Below are 22,027 nucleotides of genomic sequence, written 5' to 3'. Positions count from 1 at the left end.
AGAAAGTGTTGAATGAAAACAGAGCAAGGGATCAAGTAGAAGAAATCTTGGATGGGGAGGAATATAAGGCCTATCGTGAGGAGTCTCAGGGACTGCTTGCCAAATGGTGGGAAAAGGCAAAGGGATGGCTTTCAGAACAGCTTGAAAAACTATTCCCTTCTCTTGAACCGACTGGCGGGGCAGCATCGGGCATCCTGATCACGTTGATTGTCATTGTAGTGGCCATTCTCCTCGTTGTTGCATTCTTCGCTATTCGAAACGGAGTCCGAAAACGGAAATTCCGTTCGAATAAACCACTTCAATCCATGAATGAGATGGAGTGGTCCTATGGTAGACATTTAGAAGAAGCTTATAAACAAGAGGGGCTTGAAGATTATTCGAAAGCAACCCGTCATATGTTCCTGGCCCTCCTTTTATACTTTCATGAAAGAGACTATCTCGAAGCAAAGGTCTGGAAAACAAATTGGGAGTATTATGATGAACTGCGTAAAGTGAATCGGGATTGGGCAGAGCGATTCTACAGGTTGGCTCTTCTGTTTGATGAGGTGGCCTATGGTGAGCGGGAAGTGGAGGAAGAAGAGTATCTTCCCTATAAACAGGAAGCTCTAAGCTGGTTGGAACTTGAAACGGATTCACAGCCTTATGCATAGAGAAAGGAGGTAGGAACGAGCATTGAAAACAACTATAAAGGCGTGGGTCTGGCTCGCCGCACTTCTAAGCTTATTTATCGTCATCGGTGTATTTCTTTCTCCTGAAAAGCCAAAGGAGTATCCAGCCTATGTTTCCGAGTCTCCCTCTCCTTCTGGAATAAAAGCCCTTTATACTTATTTGGAAAATGAAGGTGCTTCTATACAACGGTGGTCTTTTTCACCTGAGAAGCTGCCGGCGACTGAATCTGATCGATTACTGATTATGATAGAACCGTTTTCAATCCCTGAACAAGAAGAAATGGAAGCTTACGAGAATTTCATGAAAGCAGGGAATACGATTCTTCTTTTAAAGGATAATCCAAAAGGGATGTTTGACACGAAGACGGTCTTAATAGGGGAAGGGCTCGATAATCCTCTTATACGTGATCAAAAAGGGAATACATATCAAACAGATCTACTATCAGGAGTAAGGTTAGAAACATCGGATGACGATACCGTTCTATTGGATGATCGGGATGGAACGATTGCCTATAGCTCTCCTATGGGTAAGGGGCAACTGATTGTCTCTACTTCACCGGGATGGGTGATGAACGGGAATATTCTTGATAGTGATCATCTTCAGCTGGTTCTCACTCTATTAGAAAGCGGTCTTGCTGCCCGGAAAACGATCCTGGTCGATGAATACCTTCACGGGGGAGAGAGTGAGGCAAGCCTTACTAGTCTTTATCCCCAATGGCTGTTACTTTTCATTCTTCAATTGCTGATCCTCACCGTCCTTTGGCTCTGGATGCGGGGGAAACGTTTTGGTGGTACTCTCATACCAAGGGAAGAGACGGTCCGATTCAGTGATGAACGAATCAAGGCGCTTTCAGCCTGGTACTTAAAAGGACGCCAGTACAAAGAATCGTTAGTGATTCAAGCCGAGTATGTCAGAGTTCTGTTCCAGGAACGTTGGGGGATCCCGACGAGTAAGGATTGGTCGGAATTGAAGGAACCGTTGGAACGGAGGTTATCCACCGTTTCTCAAAAAGAAATCGCTTCGTTTTTATCAGGGATAAGGGCTGTATTAGAGAAAGAACGCATCAGTAAACAGGAATACGTACTATGGTCGAAAAGAATAGAACTATTCAGGAAAGAGGTGGAGGATCGTTGAAACCAGAAATCACATCCTTAATGGAGAAATATGAAGAACGAATTGTAGGTCAAAGTACGAATCTTAAACTCTTGTTGTCTTCCATTCTGGCAGGAGGGCATGTGTTGATAGAGGGAGTCCCGGGAACAGGGAAGACACAGATGGTCAAGACCCTTTCCCAGTTACTCGGGGGAAGTTTCAACCGGATTCAATTCACACCGGATCTGTTACCGAGTGATATCACGGGTAGTACGATTTACAATATGAAAGATAGCAGCTTCCAAACGATCAAAGGGCCGATTTTCACCAATGTACTATTGGCCGATGAAATCAACCGGACACCGGCGAAAACCCAGGCGGCCCTGCTCGAAGCCATGGAGGAAAAGCAGGTGACGATCCAAGGGGCAACGTATCCTCTTGAAGAGGTGTTTTTCGTGGTAGCCACCCAGAATCCGATTGAATTCGAGGGAACCTATCCCTTGCCTGAGGCCCAGCAGGACCGCTTCCTGTTTAAACTGGACATCGATTTTCCTTCCTTTGAAGAAGAGAAAAACGTATTGAAACAAGTGATCGAGAATCATTATGCGGAAAGTGTCGGGCCCGTTCTCGACATGGAAACCTTCCTTTCTATTAGAAGAGAAATCGGGGAGGTCACACTTAGTGACGCGGTACTCGACTATATTATGCAGATTGTGAGAAAAACCCGTGAAACGGAATCGATCCGCTTCGGGGCAAGTACAAGGGCGGCGATTTCAATTGGAAAAGCGGGACGGGCATGGGCCTATCTGTCAGGACGTGACTATGTCACACCGGATGATATCAAGATCGTGGCAAGACCTGCCCTGAGACACCGAATCCAGCTATCGCCGCACGTAGAATTGGAGGGAGTGACCATTGACCAAGCCATCCAAGAGCTTGTTGGGTCGATTCCTGTTCCACGATAAGGGAATCTTGCCGACGCGAAAGTTGTTGATCTCGTATCTCCTATTTTCCGTCATCCTTCTTGCAGGAACGTTTATTGGACTGTCATGGACGCTCATTTTCGTATTGAACGGCTTGTTTATCGTCGTGAGTCTCATTGACCTGACTCTGTCGCCATCCAAAAAGGAAATAGACGTCAAGCGCCATATTCCGGATCAAATGGAAAGGGGTCTGGATTATGTCGTCGATCTGGAAATGATCAACAGATCTTCCCGTGGCATGGAGTTTCGGATCCTGGATGGTACCCCTCAAAGCTTTCAAACATCCCTTCCCATAGCTGGGAAGCTTGAACAGGATTCAGCAGGGACCCTTGCTTATGATGTGGTGACGCCGGTAAGGGGAGACTATAGCCTGACGAAGCTGTATCTTCGCTATCGAAGCTCCCTCGGTTTATGGGAAAAACAAAAAACTGTGGAGCTCCATGATGAGGTGAAAGTCATTCCGGATCTTACCGAAACGAAAAAAGTGTTGGAAAGTGCTCAGCAGTTTCTACTGTATGAAGGGGTAAAAATCCGTAAGCAGCAAAGCGGTGCCGGGGAATTCTCCAAGATTAGAAATTATGTACTCGGGGACGATCCAAGAAAGATCAATTGGCGTCAAACCGCAAAGCTCCGGGAAGTGATGACCAATGAATATGAACCTGAGCATGGTAAGTACATTACGATTCTCATTGATTGCGGAAGAATGATGGGAGCGGAATTGAAAAAAGGAAACCGGTTGGAGAAATCCCTTGAGGCTGCCCTGACCGTGACGGCAGCGGCCCTTCAAAATGGGGATTATGTGTCGGTCCTTGCTTTCAGTAAAGATGTGAAGGTATATATCCCTCCTGCAAAAGGGATGGCGCATCTGCAAACGATTCTTCATCGTATCTATCATTTGGAAGTGGAGGCAGCCGAATCTAATTATGCTGGCGTCCTCCACTATGTTCAAACGGTTCAGAAAAAGCGGAGTCTGCTCTTATTATTCAGTGACGTACACACTTTTCTTCATGAAGACAGCGCCCTGTTTTACTTACAGCGCCTGCGGAAGCAACATCTCTTTTTAACGATTGGGATAGAAGATGAAACGTTGGTCAAACGGATCAAGACAGATCCTATTGATTCTCAGCAGGCGATGATGAAGAGCATGGCTCAGAAACAGATGCTCGTGAAGAAAAGGGAAAAGGCAAAGTGGGAAAAACAGGGCCTCCTGATGGTAGAGGCCCGTGAAGAGAAACTGGCGGCAACGGCTGTTTCTTACTATATCGATATGATGAACCGGGGGTTACTGTAAGCTTGCCTTTAGCCGAAGCTTTCCGATGGTCATATAGAGAATCAGACCGATAACCGTTATAAAGGCAACCATATATTTTGCGAGTAGCGGTATGGCAGCAGGCGTAATAAAGCCTTCGATGATCCCGGCGATCACAAACAGGGGCACCGTCCCGAGGAGCAGCTGGACGGATCGTTTCGCTTGCTGCTTTAATTGGTAGCCTCGTGTGAAACGTCCAGGTACAAAGAGCTTATAGCCCATCAAGAGTCCTGCACCACCTGCAATAAAGATGGCTGTAAGTTCGATCATGCCGTGGGGGACGATGTAAGCCCAGAATTCATAGCTCATTTCCTGGTTCCAAAAGACAGCGGCCAGTGCACCTACAATGATTCCGTTGTACACAAGCATATAGACCGTCAACAAGCCAAATGTCACACCCCCGGCAAAGGCCAGGAAGGCGACTTTGATGTTATTGGTCATGATGGCAGCCGACATAAGGGAAGAATCGACTTGTCCGTCACTTTTCCCGAGATTAGAAGGATCCACCCCTTGTGACATCTCAGCTGGTAAAATGGAATATAGGTGAAGAGGATCATTTACGACAGAAATGAAGGCGCCGATCGCACCGATTGTAAATAAAAGCATCGCCGTGACAACGAACTTCCACTGTTCGAGCAGTAATCCGATAAACGTCGTGGAGAAAAAATGTCTCACTTGTTTTCCACTGGAAATTTGGTCTTTATATAATAGATTGTGAGACTTTGATACGAGGCCGTTCAAATAATCGGTCACTTCTTCACCGGGAAAATAAGTCTGGCTGTAGGAAAGATTCTGGGCAGCCTTTTGATAAAGACGGTTGAATCGATCAATGGCAGGACCCGTTGTGTTCTTCCTCTTGCGAAGAGTTCCGAGGAGATCTTCTAACTGCTTCCAGTCTTCCCGGTGCTGTTTGACAAATTGCTTCACGTTCATTATGACACCTACTTGTTCTTTTGATTTCTTATCTCTTATTATAGTAAGATTAGAAAAAAATAGAAACCATTAAAGGTAAATTCATCCATAAGGAGGGGATTGTATTGCATGAAGAACAAGTCGATATTAAAACCCCCGAATATGTTTCCCTGCAATTTCAACCTGCAGGATTAGGCAGCCGGGCTGCGGCCCTGATGATTGATCAGCTGTTGTTAACAATCGTAAACATTCTGATCGTTGTGCTCCTGTTTTTTGCGACGTCGGGGAATAATGGCATATTTAGTATGTTGGAAATCAACTCGACACTATGGGGGATCGCCATCATCGCCATCTTTTTTCTCAACTGGGGATATTTCTTTGCTTTAGAATACTTCTGGGGTGGAAAGACGGTAGGAAAGCGATTGCTGGGGATCCGGGTAATGCAGGAAAACGGACACAGCGTCACTCTCTTATCCTGCTTCATTCGCAATCTATTAAGAATCATCGACATGCTTCCCGTCTCCTATTTCATTGGTATGGTCATGATCTTCCTGCATTCTAAGCATAAGAGGGTGGGAGATCTTGTTGCCGGAACCATCGTTGTTCATGAGCGGCGTGTCAAAGGAATGCGAAAGGAAAAGGCAATCGAAAAGGAAATCCGTCGTCGTGGGTTGAGGAAAGAGGATTTAACGGTTGAAGAGTGGGAAATAAAGCAGCTCGGTGCGAAAGAATGGAATCTGGTCAAAACGTATAGCAACCGATTCGTTCAGCTTCCTCTTTCAGAACGAAACCAATTAACCAAGAAGCTTGCCTTTATCCTCTATCCTAAACTGGGATTAGACGTGCAGGATAAAACGTATGAGGAGATTGAGGATACCCTTCTCCTTTTATACCTGGCATTAAGGGAAGAATGGGAATTTGAATTGTAGAAAGCAGCAAAGTCTGGAGAGGGCTTTGCTGTTTTTTTATTTGTGATCATAATCCAAAAAGGGAGAGTAGTTCGTCCCGGGGGTTCCATGCAGAAGGTCTTGAAGAAAGTGCGTGTGAATAAATGGAACGGTCAAACTGAAAAGGATGATTCTCTTTGCTGAGAATCATCCTTTGTTTTGGCAACTTACTCCATCCCGGGAGCCTTCTGGATTTCAAAAATAAGTACAATTGCAGTGATTGCATGGGCAATCAATCGGATGACCGGGAAAAAGTTTAAGAAGGAAGCAAGGATACCGAGGGCACTTCCAAGGATCGGTTGATCTTCTGACCTTGAAATATACAATACGCTCGCATGCCACAGGGCCACTAAACACAGGAGAAAAGGAATCGCATCTCCCGCAATATTGCCAAAGATCGGAACAGCCAAAAACAATTCGATAGAAAAGGATAACCATTTAATTCGTGATAGCACGGACACACACCTCCTTATTTCAGTGTATGACTATGTGAGAGGCGTGTGCTTGTTTTAGGGAATTGTTTTTTGTGGGGTGAGTGGTGATGTCGTGTGCGGGTTTTGCGATATACGTAGAATGGCAGATAACCAACATAAAAAGCCACCGTCATCTCCCAAGACAGTGGCTTATAAACCATTTTAAGCCAATAACTTCTCCACAACCTTATGCTCATTTTCATTCAGCAGGTTTTTCCCGATTGTTTCATGAACCTCTTTATTCATGCTGTCTTCCAGCACAGCGGCCTCTTCTTTGTCGCCAACGAGGACGATTCGTTCCCACTCCTCATCAGCGGCCCTTTTGTCCAGGATGCTGCCGAGGCTTTTCCACCAGCGTTGTTGATTGGCTTTAAGGCGGTTTTCGAATTCTTCCTGCTGATTGGCTTTTCCGCCGCCGCTTCCCATGCTTGCGTCTGAGTGGTGGGGGCCTTCATGCTTTCGCCAGTCATCTGTTTCCAAATCGAATTCCATAAATTCGCTGGACTGAATCTCTCCAAAGGCGGAGGTGATGATTTTGATTTGATTTTGCTGAAGCAGCACCAATCCTGTGTATGGATATTCTTTATGCAAAGATTTCAATTGATCCAGGTGAGGGTTCTCCTCCCAATAAAAATTCGTTTCAACCGGTATTTGAAGCTCGAAGGTCTCCCATATGCCACTATCGGCTGAAGCGAAGATAATAAAGCTTCTTGGCAGTTCACGTTCTAAACTATATACATAGTTTTCTACTTTCGGACGGATCGATTGAAGCCTTTCTTTTTCCTCGGGAGCACTTTCCAGGTATTCTTCCAGGCGGTTGAATCCGTTTTTGAGGGCAATCTTCCATTCGCCCCCCTGCTGATCGTGGTCGCTTCGGTCTGTATTCAAGTATACAGTCAATAATTTATCAGGCTTTTGTAAGTACAAGTTTTCCAATACGCTCAGTGTTTTTTTGAAAGACATGGAACTCCTCCTTATAGAATGCTTACTTTTCATATAAACGGTAGAGGCACCTTTTAAACATTATTTTGTAAAAAAAGGGAATTGACGAAAGGACCTTAATAGGAAAAAATAGGAGGTAAGGGAGGAGAACCAATGAATATAGAGAAGCAGTGGGTCCAGGAAGATAGTGATTACATACGTAAGAAATTAATCCAATACAATATGTCACAAGTAGATGAGGAGACAAAGACATCCCTGGAGCAAATCAGTTTTGTTATGAGGAACGATGAGGATGAAATCGTTGGTGGAGTGGTTGGAGAAATGTTCTGGCATCATCTCCATATTGATTTTCTGTGGGTCGCAGACGACTATCGGCATGGAGGGTACGGCTCCAAACTGATTCACCGGATAGAAGAGTACGCCACGGAGAAGGGATGCCACCTTGTTATATTAGATACATTCAGCTTTCAAGCCCCTCATTTTTATAGAAAATTAGGGTATAAGGAATTTGGGGTCCTTAAAGATTTTCCTAAGGGCCATAGTCAGTATTTTATGGAGAAACGATTGTAGCAACCAGCCTGGGCTGGTTGTTTTTTCTTCTATAAAATCTCCAATATGCTTTTGAAGCCCATTTTCTTAAAGAAATCAGATAAATCATGTTTTATGTTCTTTCCATCGGGTAAATATGTACTAAATAACACACGACGGGAGAGAATAAAGTGAGCTATATTAACCAGGGTAGAGAGCGCATTCAATTTGATCGCAAGGGTAAGAAAAGGGATTTACATATACTGGAGTGCACACATTGTGAGAATGAATTCCGTTCAACGATGAATGTCAATGAAATCGAGTGTTCTCATTGTTCAACATCTACAGATCCTAAATTGGACCTTTCAATTTTTAAAGTCATCGGATTTATTGAAAATCTTCAAGGGAGTGAAGTTCGTTGCTAAACAAGGACAAATTAGCCGATTTGAAATTGGATTTTAACGATATTCTTTGGATGAGTTCCGGAGTTGCCATTATTCTATTATTACTCGCTTTAGCAAATTTCTTTATCCTGGCCTAATCATATTGTTGTGTTCGGTTAGAAAAGTCCTGACTGTTTAGCAGGACTTTTTTTATTGGACGAAGCTCTCCATAGAAAAAGCCTGCCCGCTTTTAGGATGAAAGCGGGCAGGCTTTTCTTTAGGTATTATCCTTTATAGTTTTCATCGTACTCAAGATAAACAACATGTGTTTCCAGGTATTCGTTAAGTCCGTGTTTTCCATCTGCTCCTCCGATTCCGGATTGACCGCGGCCAGCGTGGAAACCATTGATGGCTTCAAAGTTCTCACGGTTGACGAAGGTTTCGCCGTATCGAAGTTCATTAGCGGCTCTCATGATCTCATGAAGATTTTCACTGAAGATCGATGAAGAAAGACCGTATTCGGTATCGTTGGCAAGCTCGATCACTTCATCAAAATCCTTGTATGTCATAATTGGGAGGACCGGTCCAAAAATCTCTTCCTGGATAATTTCCATATCCTGTTTTACATCAACGAGAATGGTAGGCTCGTAGTAGAACCCTTTATCTAAATTTAGCGGTTTCCCGCCAGTAAGGATTTTTGCTCCGTTTTCTACGGCTGAATTGACCATTTCAGTTACGGTTTCAAGTCGATCTTTGTTCACAAGAGGTCCGATGTCGTTATCCCGGTTAGTCGGATCTCCGACTGTCGTGTTTTTCATCGCTTCAGTCATTTTGCTGATGAATTCTTCTGCTACATCCTCGTGGACGTACACTCGTTCAGCGTTCGTACATGCCTGCCCGGAGTTGGTGATTCGTGATGTTTTGATCTTCTCAACGGCCAGATCAATATTTGCATGCTTGGTGACGATGGCAGGAGCCTTACCCCCAAGCTCCAGGTTTACTTTTGTAATGGACTTCGATGCGGCCTCCATCACTTTTGAACCAGCCGGGTAGCTTCCCGTCATGGATACCATGCGTACTTTAGGGTGGCTGGACATTGGGTTTCCGATATTGGACCCTTTACCCGTTACCAGGTTGAAGACTCCTTTTGGCAGCCCGACTTCGTCTATGATCTTAGCAAACTCACATGCGGTATTTGGCGTGTATTGACTTGGTTTTATTACAATCGTACATCCTGTCACTATCGCAGGGGCGACTTTCCTGGCGAGAATGAACATCGGGAAGTTCCACGGAACGATTCCTGCTACGACTCCAATCGGTTTCTTGTAAACAAGAATGTTTTCATTGGAACGTTCGCTCTCAAGGATTTCACCTTCATATCTTAACGCCCAACCCGCCATGTACCGGAAATACTCGATGGCAAAATCGAGCTCACCCTCAGAGGCATCCAACGTTTTCCCGTTTTCTTCTGTCAGCATCTGAACAAATTGGTCTTTCCGTTCTTCCAGCTTATCGGCTATTTTATATAAATAGGAAGCACGCTCCTTGGAAGGGACCTTCTCCCAAGAAAGAAAAGCAGAATGGGCAGCATTAACCGCGTGATTCACATCCTCTTCCGTCCCCATCTGAATGGAAGAAATCGTCTCCTCATTTGCAGGATTGATCACGTCCAACGTACCCTTCGACGTACTATCCACAAACTCACCATTAACATACATCTGATACTTCTTCACGATTACTCCTCCTTGTAGAACTCATTCTTATCATATCTTCTTCTTTTCCCGTTCAATGGGGAGGGGTAAACATGGGGATGTGCGAGGGACGGACCTCGTTCCATTCATATATATGGCTGAGACCTTGATACAAAGGGGGGAAGTGAGTTTTAAAATGAATAGAGGGACGGACCTCATCCACTCAATCCTTTAATCAAAACACTGATTTAATAGGATTTGAGTAATAATGGAGGTCCGTCCCTCAAGTCAGGTTACTTGCTTGGTTCTGCGATTTTGACGAGTTGTTTGCCGATGTTTTTGCCCTGGAAGAGCCCGAGGAAGGCGTCGGTTACGTTTTCTAAGCCTTCTGTGATGGTTTCTTCGTATTGGAGTTTTCCTCGGGAAAGCCATTGGCCAAGTTCTGTTGCTCCTTCTTTGAAGCGGTCATTGTAGTCGTTGACGACAAAGCCTTTCATAAGTGCGCTTGATTTGATTAATCTGGTTTGTACGCGAGGTCCAAGGTCACGATCTGTTTTGTTATAAGAAGAAATCGCTCCGCACACTGGTACACGGGCATGTTTGTTTAGTAAACTAAGGGCAGCGTCACCAATCTCACCACCAACGTTTTCGAAATAAACATCGATGCCGTTTGGACACGCTTTTTTTAACGCAGAATAGATGTTATCCGTTGTTTTGTAGTTGATTCCTTCGTCGAATCCAAGCGTATCTGTCAGGTAGCTTACTTTTTCATCCGAACCTGCAATCCCGACGACACGTGCTCCTTTGATTTTGGCTATTTGTCCGACAACAGAGCCGACTGCGCCTGCAGCACCGGATACAACCACGGTTTCGCCTTCTTTCGGCTGACCGATGTCAAGGAGTCCGAAGTAAGCGGTCAATCCAGTCATTCCCAGTATACTAAGGTGAGTAGAGATAGGAGCGACATTCGGATCGATGGAGCGTACCTGCTTCTCATCGGCAAGGGAATACTCCTGCCAAGGCAGCATCCCTACAACGAAATCGCCTTTTTGAAAATGTCCGGATTCTGACTCGACGATTTCACCAACCGCTCCACCAGCCAACGCTTCGTTTAACTGGAATGGTTCTACATACGACTTGGCATCAGACATTCTGCCCCGCATATAAGGATCCACGGAAAGATAAAGAGTTTTGACTAATACTTGACCTTTGGATGGTTTAGGAACTTCAATCTCTTTGAAGTTGAAATCCTCTTTTACAGGCATTCCTTCAGGACGGGCGACTAATTGAATTTGTTGCTGCTTTTCGGGTAACATCATGATTCCTCCTCGTAAATTAAACTGGAATATATTTTCCGATTACTTGAAACTTATCACATGGAGTTTAGGTTCCACAAAGAATAACACTTGAGAAAGGTGGGGTGAATGTGGCGAATAGTTGGGATGCGGAGGTCGAGGTCACGATTGACCAGGCAAGATTATTAATCGGGAATCAGTTTCCGGAACTTCATCCATCAAGAATGGAGATCATTGACTATGGATTCGATAATACGGTTATGAAAGTGAACAACGATTGGGTCTTTCGTTTTCCAAGAAGGGATATAGCCGTGAAGCTTTTGGAAACGGAAGGAAAGCTCTTGCCACTGCTCGGTGAAAAGAGTCTCGGGCTCCGAATTCCGGTTCCGACTTTTTTTGGAGAGCCTTCCCCTCAATACAAATGGCCTTTTTTAGGCTGCCGGTTTGTTGAAGGAACGATTCCATCCCGAGCACATGAGGTGGTTAGAGAAGGGAAGTCAGCACTTAAAATGGCGTGGTTTCTAAAAAAACTTCATTTGACGGATGTTTCAGAGGCCGTGAAACGGGGAGTACCTCGTGATGAATTGAATCGTTTAGACGTAAAAAAACGAATATCGACCTTGGAAAAAAACATTCATGAAATCGAAGAACTAAAACTTTTTCACCAGGCTGATAAGTTAAAGGACTACCTTCAGCACGTACCAAAAAAACCATTACCATCAGAAACCACTCTGGTTCATGGCGACCTTCATTTTAAAAATATTGTTGTGAATGAGAATGGGATCTTATCAGGGATTCTGGACTGGGGTGACGTTCATATCGGTCATCGCGCCATTGATCTTAACCTCGTATACAGTTATCTCAATCCTGCGGGACGGAAGTTATTTTTTGAAGAATATGGAGAGGTAGAGGAAGTCGAGTTGGAATATGCCCGGTTCAAAGCCATCTACACCAACGTCGTCCTGCTTCTTTACGGCTATCATGAAAAGCAGCCTCATACAGTAGTAGAAGCTCAGAAAAGTTTAGAGCTTGCATTAATAAGAGGGACGGACCTTGGTGAGTAACACAAGGTCCGTCCCTCTTCTACTATTATTTAACGTTTTTCTGGATATACTTCACGATTTTTCTCAGTTCATTCGCATGTGGACGGCCGAATGGACTTGTTTGTCTTTGCTGGTACATGGTTTGTCCTTTTTCATTGACGAGGAAGTAAGCCGGTTCACCATGTTGTCCGTGATCCTCATAGGGGGCATCTTCACCGTGATAGAACACATCATAGGCTTTGATGGCCTCTAACTTTTCATCAGCTAAAACCGGGAAAGTTAAATCCTCTTTGTTCGCAAACTCCTGCAAGTCCTCCAGTTTATCGCTGGTAATCGCAAGTATGTGAACATTATGTTTTTCAAAATCCTCTTTGTTAGCTTGTAACTCTCTGAGTTCTTCCTGACATACCGGGCACCATGAGCCCCTGAAGAAAACGATGAGATGCCAGCTTTGATGTTCTTTTTGATGGTTTTCAAATGAGAACGTTTCACCTGAAACTGCCGGGAGCGTGAAATTTGGTACCGTATCATTTAATTGAAAAGTTGCCATTATTCATTCCTCCTATTGTTTTCTTTCTAGTCAGATAGGCATTAGGACAAACCTAACCAGAATGAAATACATACAGTATAGTAATTTATTTTGCTTACATGGAGTGTATTTCCCTTTATGTGAGAAACAAAACGTACTAGTGTGCAGAGTGAGTAGAAAGGAGGATGAATATGAGAAGAAATAAGACAGGTCCTAATCTGTGTATTTTCCCGGAATACAAGTGGTGTGGACCAGGTTGCAGCGGACCAGGGGCCCCCATCAATTCAGTTGACGCAGCATGCAAGGCCCATGACCTTTGCTATGAGCGATACGGCCCAAGCTGCCAGTGTGATCGGATGTTCATGAGGAAGCTGAAAAATGAAATCAACCATGATAGTCGAAAAGGGAGACATGCTCTTCTCATGTATCAATATATGAAATTGCAGACAAGGTTTACGTGTCAAAGGAATCGTTGCCGTGGGTCATGGATTTAGTTATTAACCGCTTGGATTGTTCAAGCGGTCTTATTTTATTCGAAGTTGAGAATGTCTATGATCCAGTTTTTACCTCTCCTTCAAATAAGTTAATGTTGAAATTTGTCGCTATTTGTTGAAAAATAGCTATTATACTCTATAAGACATTGTTCTTATTTTAGTAAATGATAAAGCAAAACTATATTAATTTAAATAGATTTTATCCTGATGACAAAGGATTCCTTAAAGGTATTGTGGTATGAAAGTATCCCAAAACAAAATAGAACAATAGTTCCTTTTTAAATTTGTTCAGGGATTTTCATGTCTGATTCTATTACAATTACCTATGATATTGTCAGTAAGGAAGGGGAGAGACTATGTCATCCATTTCAACAAAAAAGAAAAAATATCTTTTTGAAATACATTTTTTAAGAGCATTTGCTTGTTTAGCGGTATTAGGAGTTCACGTATCAGCTACTTATTACTCAATGAATGATAATACGTTTAATTGGTTTTCATACTTTTTAAATCAAGTAGGCCGTTTTGGAACGCCTATTTTTGTTGTGATTGCGGGATTTCTATTATTCTATCAAGTAAAAAGAAACACGTATTCTTTTAATAAATTTGTTACTTCCAGGATATCAAAAATTATTATGCCATTGATATTATGGAGCTTAGCTTATCGCTTCTTACTCTATTATTTTGATAATCAACAGATTGGAGCAATAAAGACAGAACTTGTGAAGATCTTTACAGGCGGTCACTTCTATCATCTCTATTTTATTGCTATTATCGTTCAATTTTATTTTATTTTCCCTATCTTGCAAAAAATGTTCAGAACGAAAATGGGATTAATTATTTTAACTGTCATCTCATTTTTTATAAGTTATAATATGATCGGTTTTGATCCCGGAGTAGAAGGGTTTATAGGGAACTTTATGGCAAGTAAATCGTTTATGCCGCTATGGATTTTCTATTTTTCATTCGGTGGACTATTGGCCTTCTTCTGGGAGGATATTAGAGATTTTGCAACTGACTTTCCTTGGATGATGTTAACCTTATCCCTACTTATTACAGCAGGAGCAATCGTTGAGTATACAATCAGTGGAGATCTTACGAACAGAAGAGCAAGCAATTTATTAAATATACCTCTATTAAGCATTGGTACTATTGGAATGTATCCTTTACTTTCTCAGTGGAGTGTTTTAAAAAAGCCTCTGACGTTATTAGGAAAGTATTCTATGGGGATTTACCTGATTCATCCCTTTATTCTGCACTTGATGAAAATATATTTGCCTGGTTCTACATGGAACATGATTTATCTGCCGATAATATTTGTCGCCGTATTATTAATTTGTGTAGGATTGATCCGACTCATTCAGCAAGTTCCATTTAGCAGTTATTTCATTCCTGTACCAAAAATTAAAAAAACACCAAACAAAGAAAGTGTTGGGAATGTTTCATCAAAAGAAGCTACAGCATAGACGAAAAAACCGAGTTGATTCTTAAATCGCTCGGTTTTTTTAACATAATAAGGGAAAAACAATCTCCCAACTTCCTGCACACCAGCCCACATCAAGCAGGCTGTCGACTCAGATTAAAATGGTTTGATGGACATTAAGATGATAAGAATAATAGCAGCACTATGTATAATGATGTTGAATGGTTTTAATTCTGAGTTGATTTTCCCGTAAGAATCGGGAAAATAGAAGCTGTTTTCAGATTTTTATTGAAAAAAGGGGAGAAAAAGTATGAATGAGAAAGATGAAATCAGGCATAAGGTATGGAATCGTCTGACAGAAAATAAATTAGGGCGGTTTCCATTTCCGTTAACAGGACGGATTCCCAATTTCAAAGGGGCAGAAAAGGCGGCCTCTTATGTTCAAAGTATGGATATTTACAAGGATGCTGAGGTCGTAAAGGTGAATCCGGATGCACCTCAGCTTCCACTTCGAGCATCTGTGTTGAAGGACGGGAAAACCTTGCTTATTCCAACACCGCGCTTAAAGGACGGATTTGTCATGATCCACCCTGAATGGGTACCCAGGGGGGAAGAGAGAAAGGCAGCTAGTATCAAGCATATGAATACATATGGTAAAGTAGTGCCGCTCACAGATATACCTGCCATCGACTTAATCGTAGTTGGTTCCGTTGCGATTCACCGTGATGGGAGAAGGCTCGGAAAAGGAGAGGGGTATGCCGATCGCGAATATGCCATCCTTCGTGAGATCGGGAACAGCCCGGTGCCGGTCATCACCACCATTAACAGTGAGCAACTTGTAGGGGACGATATCCCAAGAGATACCTATGACCTGGCCGTCGACTGGATCATCACCGAAGAAGGAATCATGAAAACCCACACCCCATACCCAAAACCACACGGCATCGAATGGGAACACGTAACCGAAGACGAAATGGAAAAAATGCCGATCCTGAAGGAATTGAAGGGGTTCTCTAGAGGGACGGACCTATAATTTAATATCAATTGGCAGGAATGCTATAGGGAAGGCTTTATGTGAAAAATGGAGGTCCGTCCCTCTATATACGCAAAAATCCCTGAAGGCGAATTCGCCTTCAGGGATTTTTTGGTTATGCTTGTTGCTTCTGGGCGAACCGCCTCCGCTTTTCTGCGATGTCCAGCTCCGGCGGCTAGAGGCTCGAGGTCATAAGTAAACCCTACCAAAAAGGCAAAGAGCGCCTTTCCGGTAGGGTTTACTTATGCTTGTCGCCTCTGAACGAGCCGCCTCCGCTTTTCTTAGTATCCTTCTACAACCAAATCAAGCTTCCCTGTTTCCGGACTGATGACAAGCCCGTGGACAGGAATTTTTTTATCCATCAACGGATGGTTTTTGATCATGTCGACGCTGTGGGCGACGCTTTCCTGTACTGAGCTGAAGCCTTTCAGCCAGTCGTGGAGGTCGATTCCGGAGTAGTTGACGGTGTCGAGTGTTTCATCCGCTACCCCGCGTTCTTTCATTTTGTCCAGGATACTATCGCTGTTGATGGCGCTCATTCCACAGTCGTGGTGACCGATCACGAGTACTTCATCTGCCTGGAGTTCATAGACCGCAACGAGCAGGCTGCGCATGATACTACCAAATGGATGGCTCACGACCGCACCGGCATTTTTGACAATTTTCACGTCGCCATTTTTCATGTTCATGGATTTAGGCAGAAGCTCTACTAAACGGGTATCCATACAAGTAAGAATGACTAATCGTTTGTCTGGAAACTTGGTTGTTCTGTACTCTTCGTACGATTGTTCTTGTACAAACTGCTGGTTGTAATCAAGTATGTTCGTTAATAAAGTCATATTGTCTTCTCCTATAAAATTTATTATCACTTCACATTTTGCTGAAGGTGATTTTCTATCTCTTTTATTTTATCCATAATTTCTTGTCGATTCCAATCAGAAGTATTAGAAAGCTTTAAATAAAGAGAAGACACTTTAGCCAGTACTTCTGTCAAATTAGGTTCTTTTCGTGGATACGTGGACTTACCCATTAGATCAAATAAGCCATTCATTTGATCTGATACTTTCTTGTATTGAACGTCTTTAGAAATGACGGCAACATGGAAATATTGCTGCATATCTGAGAACTGATAGAATATATCAAACAGCTCGAATGAATCATTTTTCTTCAGATTCAGTTCCATTTCACCGGAGGAGTTCTTATGAATAATCCGTGCGAACTTTGGCGAGCTTTCTTCTTCTACTATAGACATGAAGTTTTCTCCAGGCTTTAAGAAGTCATACCCTGAATTTGACGCATCTATTAAATTAAACTGCCTATCCAGTAGTAAATAAGGAATCGGGCATAAATGCAGGTTTTCCACATGATCACTCCCTTGGGAAAGGTTAATGGACGTCATTGCCCCGTTCCTCACTACAGAGGAGGTTCATGTGGGATAACATTCAGTTAAACCTTATTAAGTTTGGCTAAATATGATGAAGGAGCTAGCCTTTCTGTGAAACAAGCTGTTCAGACATATCTGTCAGATACTCATTGAGCTCTAACAAGTCATTAAAGCTTTCTACCTGTGATTTTTCCAGAAAATCCAGGGTGTAGTTTGAAATCAATCGGCCGCCAACCAGAATTTCAATCTCTTGATTATACTCTCTGATCTTTTCGACGCACTCTTTCAAGCGAGTCAGTTCCGTTGTCATGCCGATGGAAATCCCAATGACATGGGGTTCCCACGCTTCTATAAATGTTAAGGCATCCTTAACAGGGACATTTGCTCCCAAGTAACGGGTATTCCATTGTTTCGCTTTGAACACTTCGTTTGCAAGCTCAAGTCCTAAACTATGGTGTTCACCCTCTATACAAAATAAAAGAGCTTTAGGATGGTTTTCCAAAGCTTCTTGATGGGTAAAGACGGTAGCAAGTAAATATTTAAGAGTTGCAGTAGCTAAATGCTCATCTGCAACGGTAATTTGATTTTTCTCCCAAAGATCACCGATTCTATACATAGATGGTTTAATAATTTTCTCATAAAAAGTAAAATTATCTATTTTTGAGTGAATAGAAGACGAATGTAATTCCATTAATGAATGCACGTCTCCCGCGAGAATAGACTTGGTGAAAGCCTGGACCAGCTGATTCATTTATGATCACTCCCAGCAAAAATACCAATTACTATATTCAATAGATAGAATTGAAATTCCTGCTACAAATTTCAACCTATAATTGGATTGACTTTCCCTATATTCTTATTTAATATAACCTCTGTAACACAAATTGTCACTCATGTACCTGAGAGAGGTTCATAGCATTAACCCTCTATAAAAAACTATGGTTCTATGAATCTAACATGGGATTTTCTTAAACATGTTATCCTTTAAGCGTAACAGGAAAGGACATTATTTGCAATTTACCTGACTGTTATGTCGATTCTTAGGCTAATGCTATGTCCTCCTTCATTCGAGGCACTCAGAAGGGGAGGATTTTTACATGTCAGGAAGAAAAGACGAAGATTTAACAGATCTATCATTATTAGGTAATCAGGGAACGAATTACCTGTTCGAGTATGCTCCACACATTTTGGAAGCATTCGACAATAAGCACCCAAACCGGGACTATTTTGTGAAGTTCAACTGTCCTGAATTCACAAGTCTATGCCCGAAAACAGGTCAGCCGGACTTCGCTGCCATCTATATCAGCTATATACCAGGTGAAAAGATGGTGGAGAGCAAATCACTCAAGCTCTACCTGTTCAGCTTCAGGAATCATGGTGATTTCCACGAAGACTGCATGAATATCATCATGAACGACCTGATTGAATTAATGGATCCACGCTACATCGAAGTGTGGGGGAAATTCACTCCACGCGGCGGAATCAGCATTGATCCATACTGTAACTACGGAAAGCCAGGTACGAAATACGAAACGATGGCAGACCACCGCTTGATGAACCATGATTTGTATCCGGAGAAGATTGATAATCGATAAGATGGAAAGGACGATTCTGCTGAAGGAATCGTTCTTTTTTTGTTTAGGGAGCTTTTTTTACGGTGAGAGCTAAAATTCCCACCTTACCCCAATTGTTACCCCCTAAAACCCGAACCCCACCATCATCGCATCTGCAAACCCTTCCAATTTTCACAATTATTAAACCTTATTTATTTGACCGGATTCCCTTTACAAAGGGTCTTCATGGGCTTTATAATCCCGTTGTTCAACTATTTACGGAAAACCAAAAAAAATTTTAAAGAAAAAGGAGGTTGCGGTGATGCGACAAAGAATATTTTCCTTCTTAATGATGAATCTTGGTGCTTTTCTTGTTTCGGTGAATGTCCATTTTTTCTTATCGCCTAATAATTTAGCGACAGGGGGAGTCAGTGGATTGTCTATCATCATGAACGATCTGTTTCCGGGTCTTTCCCTTGGACTGTTCATGATCATAATCAATATCGTATTATTTATCGTCGGTGTGATCTTTCTCGGCTTTAATTTCGGTGCGAAAACCATTTACGCAAGTTTCGCCCTTTCATTCTATGTTTGGTTATTAGAGCGATTTGCTCCCATGAGTGCTCCATTAAGTGATGATATCTTGATTCAATTGATTATCGGGCAATGCATTGCCGCAACCGGGATGGCCATTGTATTCAACCAGCAGGCATCAACGGGTGGAACGGATATCGTGGCCCTGATCTTTAATAAATATTTCAATATAGATGTAGGCAGAGGCGTATTGCTGGCAGATTTATCAATTGCCATGTCCTCAGCCGTCCTATTCGGACCTCAAGTCGGAATGTATGCATTCTTCGGTGTCATCCTGAACGGACTGGTCATCGATTATGCATTGCAACAATTCAATTCAAATAAAGAGATTGTGATCATCAGCAGATACAGTGATGAGATCAAGTCATATATCGTTCATGAACTGGGAAAAGGAGCGACGATTCATACGGCAACGGGAGCCTTCACTTCGGACGAAAAGGAAGTCATCACCACCATCCTTGGTCGCAAGGACTTCTCCAAGCTGAAAGGCTTCATCACCCAGGTTGATAATCGTGCCTTCATCACGGTCCATACGATGAATGAAATACTCGGTCAAAACTTCAAACGACTGGCATAGAAACAAAGCTTCACCTTTCAAGGAGGTGGAGCTTTTTCTTTGTCAAAAATTATTATTCTACTTTCAAGAAAATAAAGGAAATTATTCCATTCTTCCTGTATAAATAAAAGATAGGGGGTGGAAATATGGAGAAAGAAGAGTTTGAGCGCCTTGAAAGGAAAATCAGCACTCTGGAAAGAGAGCTATACCTTGTGAAAAGACAGTTGATACAAGCGAAGAGCGAAAGTGAAGCGCCTGTCATCCAAAAAGCAGAAGTGTATTCGGAAACTGAAGAGCAGTTCCCTTCTGAGGAAAATGAGCCATTCATTGAAAAAGAGCCCTTCGACTTTTCAGTGGAACGCTGGCTTCCGAAAGTGTTTCTATTTGTTCTATTGATAGGAAGTATATGGGGCTTTATGGCTGCTTCTCAAAATGGCTGGGTTACGCCCGGTTTAAGGGTGTTAACGGGCGCTGTCATCAGTATCGTGATGTATTACTTAGGTGAGCGGTATATCAGGGATCAGAGGAAATTAGCCCTCACGCTGCTATCGGGGAGCATCGTCCTTGCAATCATTACGTTATTCTCAGCAAACATTTTGTATGGATATATAGGCGGTCTCATTACGAATCTACTACTACTCGTCATTATTTCTGTCGGACTGTGGACTTCTCATAAGCATGGTTCTGAAGTGATCCTGTGCTTGATAGGGGCAGGAGCGTATCTGTTTCCGTTTATTTTCGCAGGGGACGAACGGAATGAGTGGTTGTTTTACGGATATGAGTTAGTATTGTTCTTTGTGTTAATGACGTTCAGTACGGTGAAACGATACCGGATTGCCTGGAATATACATTATTATTTACTATATTTCTCTTTGTTTTTCTTTGCGGCCTTTGGGGTAGGGGCGATGACGCTGACCGTTCTGATCCCATTTGCGATTCAGCACGCCTATGTTTTACTGTTGATCGTGCTGGGCCGCGATGAACGGGTGAGTGCCGAAATGATTCCTGCTCTAGTGTCAGGCTCCTTCATCCTTCTCGGATTATTGAATGATATTTACGCAGCGATCCCACTCTTTTATTATGTGACTTTCGCAGCGGTGTATATCGGCGTATCGTTCATTGAACCGAAGGAAAAGAAACAAACAAAGGATGTCCTGCTGGTCTTAGGGTTCCTGCATGTGCTCCTCTTCTTATTTGAACGATTCGAATACGATTGGCGCTTTGTCTTAGTCGGCCTTCAGGCAACTGCCCTTTTATGGCTTGCGGGAAAAAGGGAAAGCTATCTTGGTTTGGTTGCTTCCGTTCTTTTGATGATGTGTTCATTCCTCGGGGTACTGGTCGGTGCATCTGATGATTTCTTTACGATTGAGCTGCCGATTTTTGTGATTGCTTTTGGGTATGTGTATCTGTTTTCCCAATACAATAAGAAAGAGTCTTCTTTCTTAAACGTGTCGACAACGGCGATTAAAGTGGTGTTGACAGGGATTGTGATGTTCTTCGTGTTACGTTTGACGGATTTCATTGTAATCGGCTGGGATTATACCCCGCGAACCACCGCCTTCACCGTAGCAATTGCCGCTCTGTCCATTGCTTATCTCATCTTCGGTGAAAGCAGGAAGGACGCCTTTTACCGCTGGGTGGGGATCAGTTTTTTAGCTCTGGCACTGGTGAAATTCTTCCTGGCAGATCTCGTGTTCCTGGATTTCACGATCCGTGCCATGATCCTGATTCCAATCGGAGTGATTGGTCTTGTGCTTTCAAGATTTTTATATAAAAAGGAATAAACACATTGCAAAAGCTTTCAGAATAATTATATAATGGTGATATTAACTAACGTGTAATGGAAAAGGAGGTGGAATTGAGATGAATCGTTCTGTAGGATTGCGTGGGAAGTATTTAGACTATATTTACATTTGCCGTGCAATTTTTCATGTATTTGCCTTCAAGGGGACACGTATGCCCTTTTGCAGCAAATAAATATGAATACTGAACGGTAAGAGGTCTCAATTCCAATCACTTTTCTATAAAGAATCGGAAAAAGGGGGCGTTTTCGCTCTCTTTTTTTATACCTTCTTTTATAAAAGGGGGAAGTGCCATCGCACTTCGATCAGCCATGGGAGAGCCTTCTGCTTCCCATGGCTTTTTTGTGATCATAACGGAACCTCTTACCTTAAAATAGATGAACGAAAGGAAGAGG

26 protein-coding genes are annotated in these 22,027 nt (G+C 42.8%); 16 read left to right on the top strand and 10 right to left on the bottom strand.

Annotated features, from left to right (window positions below; genetic code table 11):
- Window positions 1–5 precede the first annotated feature (5 nt).
- Genes ACXAF2_RS21335 through ACXAF2_RS21320 form a run of 4 tightly spaced genes read left to right on the top strand, consistent with a single transcriptional unit; the run spans window position 6 to window position 4,035 of the window.
- A complete protein-coding gene (locus tag ACXAF2_RS21335) occupies window positions 6–650 on the top strand; it encodes a DUF4129 domain-containing protein (RefSeq protein ID WP_475141667.1) in 645 nt (214 codons plus the stop codon).
- A gap of 22 nt (window positions 651–672) precedes the next feature.
- Window positions 673–1,803, top strand: a complete 1,131-nt coding sequence (locus tag ACXAF2_RS21330; protein WP_475141666.1) for a DUF4350 domain-containing protein — start codon at window positions 673–675, stop codon at window positions 1,801–1,803.
- Window positions 1,800–2,726, top strand: coding sequence for an AAA family ATPase (locus ACXAF2_RS21325; RefSeq protein ID WP_475141665.1), 927 nt, complete (start codon window positions 1,800–1,802; stop codon window positions 2,724–2,726). The genes ACXAF2_RS21330 and ACXAF2_RS21325 overlap by 4 nt, the downstream gene beginning before the upstream one ends.
- Entirely contained in the window at window positions 2,677–4,035 is a 1,359-nt protein-coding gene (locus tag ACXAF2_RS21320) for a DUF58 domain-containing protein (RefSeq protein WP_475141663.1), read from the top strand. The genes ACXAF2_RS21325 and ACXAF2_RS21320 overlap by 50 nt, the downstream gene beginning before the upstream one ends.
- Here ACXAF2_RS21320 and ACXAF2_RS21315 read toward each other — a convergent pair.
- The gene (locus ACXAF2_RS21315; RefSeq protein WP_475141662.1) at window positions 4,027–4,986 is read right to left on the bottom strand and encodes a stage II sporulation protein M; all 960 of its coding nucleotides are present in this window, start codon (window positions 4,984–4,986) and stop codon (window positions 4,027–4,029) included. The genes ACXAF2_RS21320 and ACXAF2_RS21315 overlap by 9 nt on opposite strands.
- 104 nt (window positions 4,987–5,090) lie before the next feature.
- On the opposite strand from ACXAF2_RS21315, the gene ACXAF2_RS21310 reads away from it, so the two are divergent.
- Complete coding sequence (locus tag ACXAF2_RS21310) at window positions 5,091–5,894, top strand: RDD family protein (RefSeq protein WP_475141660.1); 804 nt, start codon at window positions 5,091–5,093, stop codon at window positions 5,892–5,894.
- A gap of 185 nt (window positions 5,895–6,079) precedes the next feature.
- Here ACXAF2_RS21310 and ACXAF2_RS21305 read toward each other — a convergent pair whose 3' ends face one another.
- A complete protein-coding gene (locus ACXAF2_RS21305) occupies window positions 6,080–6,367 on the bottom strand; it encodes a hypothetical protein (protein ID WP_044339178.1) in 288 nt (95 codons plus the stop codon).
- A 180-nt stretch (window positions 6,368–6,547) separates the two neighbouring features.
- A complete protein-coding gene (locus tag ACXAF2_RS21300; RefSeq protein WP_475141659.1) occupies window positions 6,548–7,348 on the bottom strand; it encodes a VLRF1 family aeRF1-type release factor in 801 nt (266 codons plus the stop codon).
- A 132-nt stretch (window positions 7,349–7,480) separates the two neighbouring features.
- Here ACXAF2_RS21300 and ACXAF2_RS21295 point away from each other — a divergent pair, with 132 nt between their 5' ends.
- The 3 genes from ACXAF2_RS21295 to ACXAF2_RS21285 all read left to right on the top strand — a co-directional run bounded on the left by ACXAF2_RS21295 (window position 7,481) and on the right by ACXAF2_RS21285 (window position 8,396).
- The gene (locus ACXAF2_RS21295; RefSeq protein ID WP_475141658.1) at window positions 7,481–7,897 is read left to right on the top strand and encodes a GNAT family N-acetyltransferase; all 417 of its coding nucleotides are present in this window, start codon (window positions 7,481–7,483) and stop codon (window positions 7,895–7,897) included.
- A 149-nt stretch (window positions 7,898–8,046) separates the two neighbouring features.
- Window positions 8,047–8,280 carry a hypothetical protein gene (locus ACXAF2_RS21290; RefSeq protein WP_475141656.1) on the top strand — a complete coding sequence of 78 codons (234 nt, stop codon included), beginning with the start codon at window positions 8,047–8,049 and terminating at the stop codon, window positions 8,278–8,280.
- Window positions 8,274–8,396: a hypothetical protein gene (locus ACXAF2_RS21285; RefSeq protein WP_475141654.1), complete on the top strand. Its 123-nt coding sequence runs from the start codon at window positions 8,274–8,276 to the stop codon at window positions 8,394–8,396. The genes ACXAF2_RS21290 and ACXAF2_RS21285 overlap by 7 nt, the downstream gene beginning before the upstream one ends.
- A gap of 126 nt (window positions 8,397–8,522) precedes the next feature.
- On the opposite strand, the gene aldA is transcribed toward ACXAF2_RS21285, so the two are convergent.
- Together aldA and ACXAF2_RS21275 are read right to left on the bottom strand one after the other, a co-directional pair.
- Complete coding sequence (aldA, locus tag ACXAF2_RS21280) at window positions 8,523–9,971, bottom strand: aldehyde dehydrogenase (protein ID WP_475141653.1); 1,449 nt, start codon at window positions 9,969–9,971, stop codon at window positions 8,523–8,525.
- 251 nt (window positions 9,972–10,222) lie between these two features.
- A complete protein-coding gene (locus ACXAF2_RS21275; protein WP_475141651.1) occupies window positions 10,223–11,248 on the bottom strand; it encodes an NADP-dependent oxidoreductase in 1,026 nt (341 codons plus the stop codon).
- Window positions 11,249–11,355: 107 nt separating this feature from the next.
- Here ACXAF2_RS21275 and ACXAF2_RS21270 point away from each other — a divergent pair, with 107 nt between their 5' ends.
- On the top strand, window positions 11,356–12,288 hold the full coding sequence (locus ACXAF2_RS21270) for a phosphotransferase (RefSeq protein ID WP_475141650.1): 933 nt from the start codon (window positions 11,356–11,358) through the stop codon (window positions 12,286–12,288).
- Between the two features lie 25 nt (window positions 12,289–12,313).
- Here ACXAF2_RS21270 and ACXAF2_RS21265 read toward each other — a convergent pair whose 3' ends face one another.
- Complete coding sequence (locus ACXAF2_RS21265; RefSeq protein WP_475141648.1) at window positions 12,314–12,817, bottom strand: peroxiredoxin family protein; 504 nt, start codon at window positions 12,815–12,817, stop codon at window positions 12,314–12,316.
- A gap of 164 nt (window positions 12,818–12,981) precedes the next feature.
- Here ACXAF2_RS21265 and ACXAF2_RS21260 point away from each other — a divergent pair, with 164 nt between their 5' ends.
- From ACXAF2_RS21260 to ACXAF2_RS21250, 3 genes are all read left to right on the top strand, one after another.
- Window positions 12,982–13,290, top strand: coding sequence for a phospholipase (locus tag ACXAF2_RS21260; protein WP_475141647.1), 309 nt, complete (start codon window positions 12,982–12,984; stop codon window positions 13,288–13,290).
- Between the two features lie 356 nt (window positions 13,291–13,646).
- Window positions 13,647–14,753 (top strand): acyltransferase, encoded by a 1,107-nt coding sequence (locus tag ACXAF2_RS21255; protein WP_475141646.1) that lies wholly within the window; start codon window positions 13,647–13,649, stop codon window positions 14,751–14,753.
- 267 nt (window positions 14,754–15,020) lie between these two features.
- Window positions 15,021–15,743: a 5-formyltetrahydrofolate cyclo-ligase gene (locus ACXAF2_RS21250; protein ID WP_475141644.1), complete on the top strand. Its 723-nt coding sequence runs from the start codon at window positions 15,021–15,023 to the stop codon at window positions 15,741–15,743.
- 281 nt (window positions 15,744–16,024) lie between these two features.
- Here ACXAF2_RS21250 and ACXAF2_RS21245 read toward each other — a convergent pair whose 3' ends face one another.
- From ACXAF2_RS21245 to ACXAF2_RS21235, 3 genes are all read right to left on the bottom strand, one after another.
- Entirely contained in the window at window positions 16,025–16,582 is a 558-nt protein-coding gene (locus ACXAF2_RS21245) for a beta-class carbonic anhydrase (RefSeq protein WP_475141642.1), read from the bottom strand.
- A 26-nt stretch (window positions 16,583–16,608) separates the two neighbouring features.
- Window positions 16,609–17,142, bottom strand: coding sequence for a hypothetical protein (locus ACXAF2_RS21240; protein ID WP_475141640.1), 534 nt, complete (start codon window positions 17,140–17,142; stop codon window positions 16,609–16,611).
- 85 nt (window positions 17,143–17,227) lie between these two features.
- Complete coding sequence (locus tag ACXAF2_RS21235) at window positions 17,228–17,878, bottom strand: cobalamin B12-binding domain-containing protein (RefSeq protein WP_475141639.1); 651 nt, start codon at window positions 17,876–17,878, stop codon at window positions 17,228–17,230.
- Between the two features lie 346 nt (window positions 17,879–18,224).
- On the opposite strand from ACXAF2_RS21235, the gene queF reads away from it, so the two are divergent.
- The 4 genes from queF to ACXAF2_RS21215 all read left to right on the top strand — a co-directional run bounded on the left by queF (window position 18,225) and on the right by ACXAF2_RS21215 (window position 21,807).
- A complete protein-coding gene (gene queF / locus ACXAF2_RS21230) occupies window positions 18,225–18,722 on the top strand; it encodes a preQ(1) synthase (protein WP_113968655.1) in 498 nt (165 codons plus the stop codon).
- 280 nt (window positions 18,723–19,002) lie between these two features.
- Window positions 19,003–19,851, top strand: a complete 849-nt coding sequence (locus tag ACXAF2_RS21225; protein ID WP_148967364.1) for a YitT family protein — start codon at window positions 19,003–19,005, stop codon at window positions 19,849–19,851.
- Between the two features lie 125 nt (window positions 19,852–19,976).
- Window positions 19,977–21,614: a DUF2339 domain-containing protein gene (locus ACXAF2_RS21220; RefSeq protein WP_475141637.1), complete on the top strand. Its 1,638-nt coding sequence runs from the start codon at window positions 19,977–19,979 to the stop codon at window positions 21,612–21,614.
- A 79-nt stretch (window positions 21,615–21,693) separates the two neighbouring features.
- On the top strand, window positions 21,694–21,807 hold the full coding sequence (locus ACXAF2_RS21215) for an RAxF-45 family protein (RefSeq protein ID WP_324746686.1): 114 nt from the start codon (window positions 21,694–21,696) through the stop codon (window positions 21,805–21,807).
- Between the two features lie 36 nt (window positions 21,808–21,843).
- On the opposite strand, the gene ACXAF2_RS21210 is transcribed toward ACXAF2_RS21215, so the two are convergent.
- Window positions 21,844–21,984, bottom strand: coding sequence for a hypothetical protein (locus ACXAF2_RS21210; protein WP_187443192.1), 141 nt, complete (start codon window positions 21,982–21,984; stop codon window positions 21,844–21,846).
- Between the last annotated feature and the right edge of the window lie 43 nt (window positions 21,985–22,027).

This window comes from Rossellomorea sp. ABR4_004 (assembly GCF_056159585.1).
This window is presented reverse-complemented; position numbering and strand designations above follow the sequence as displayed.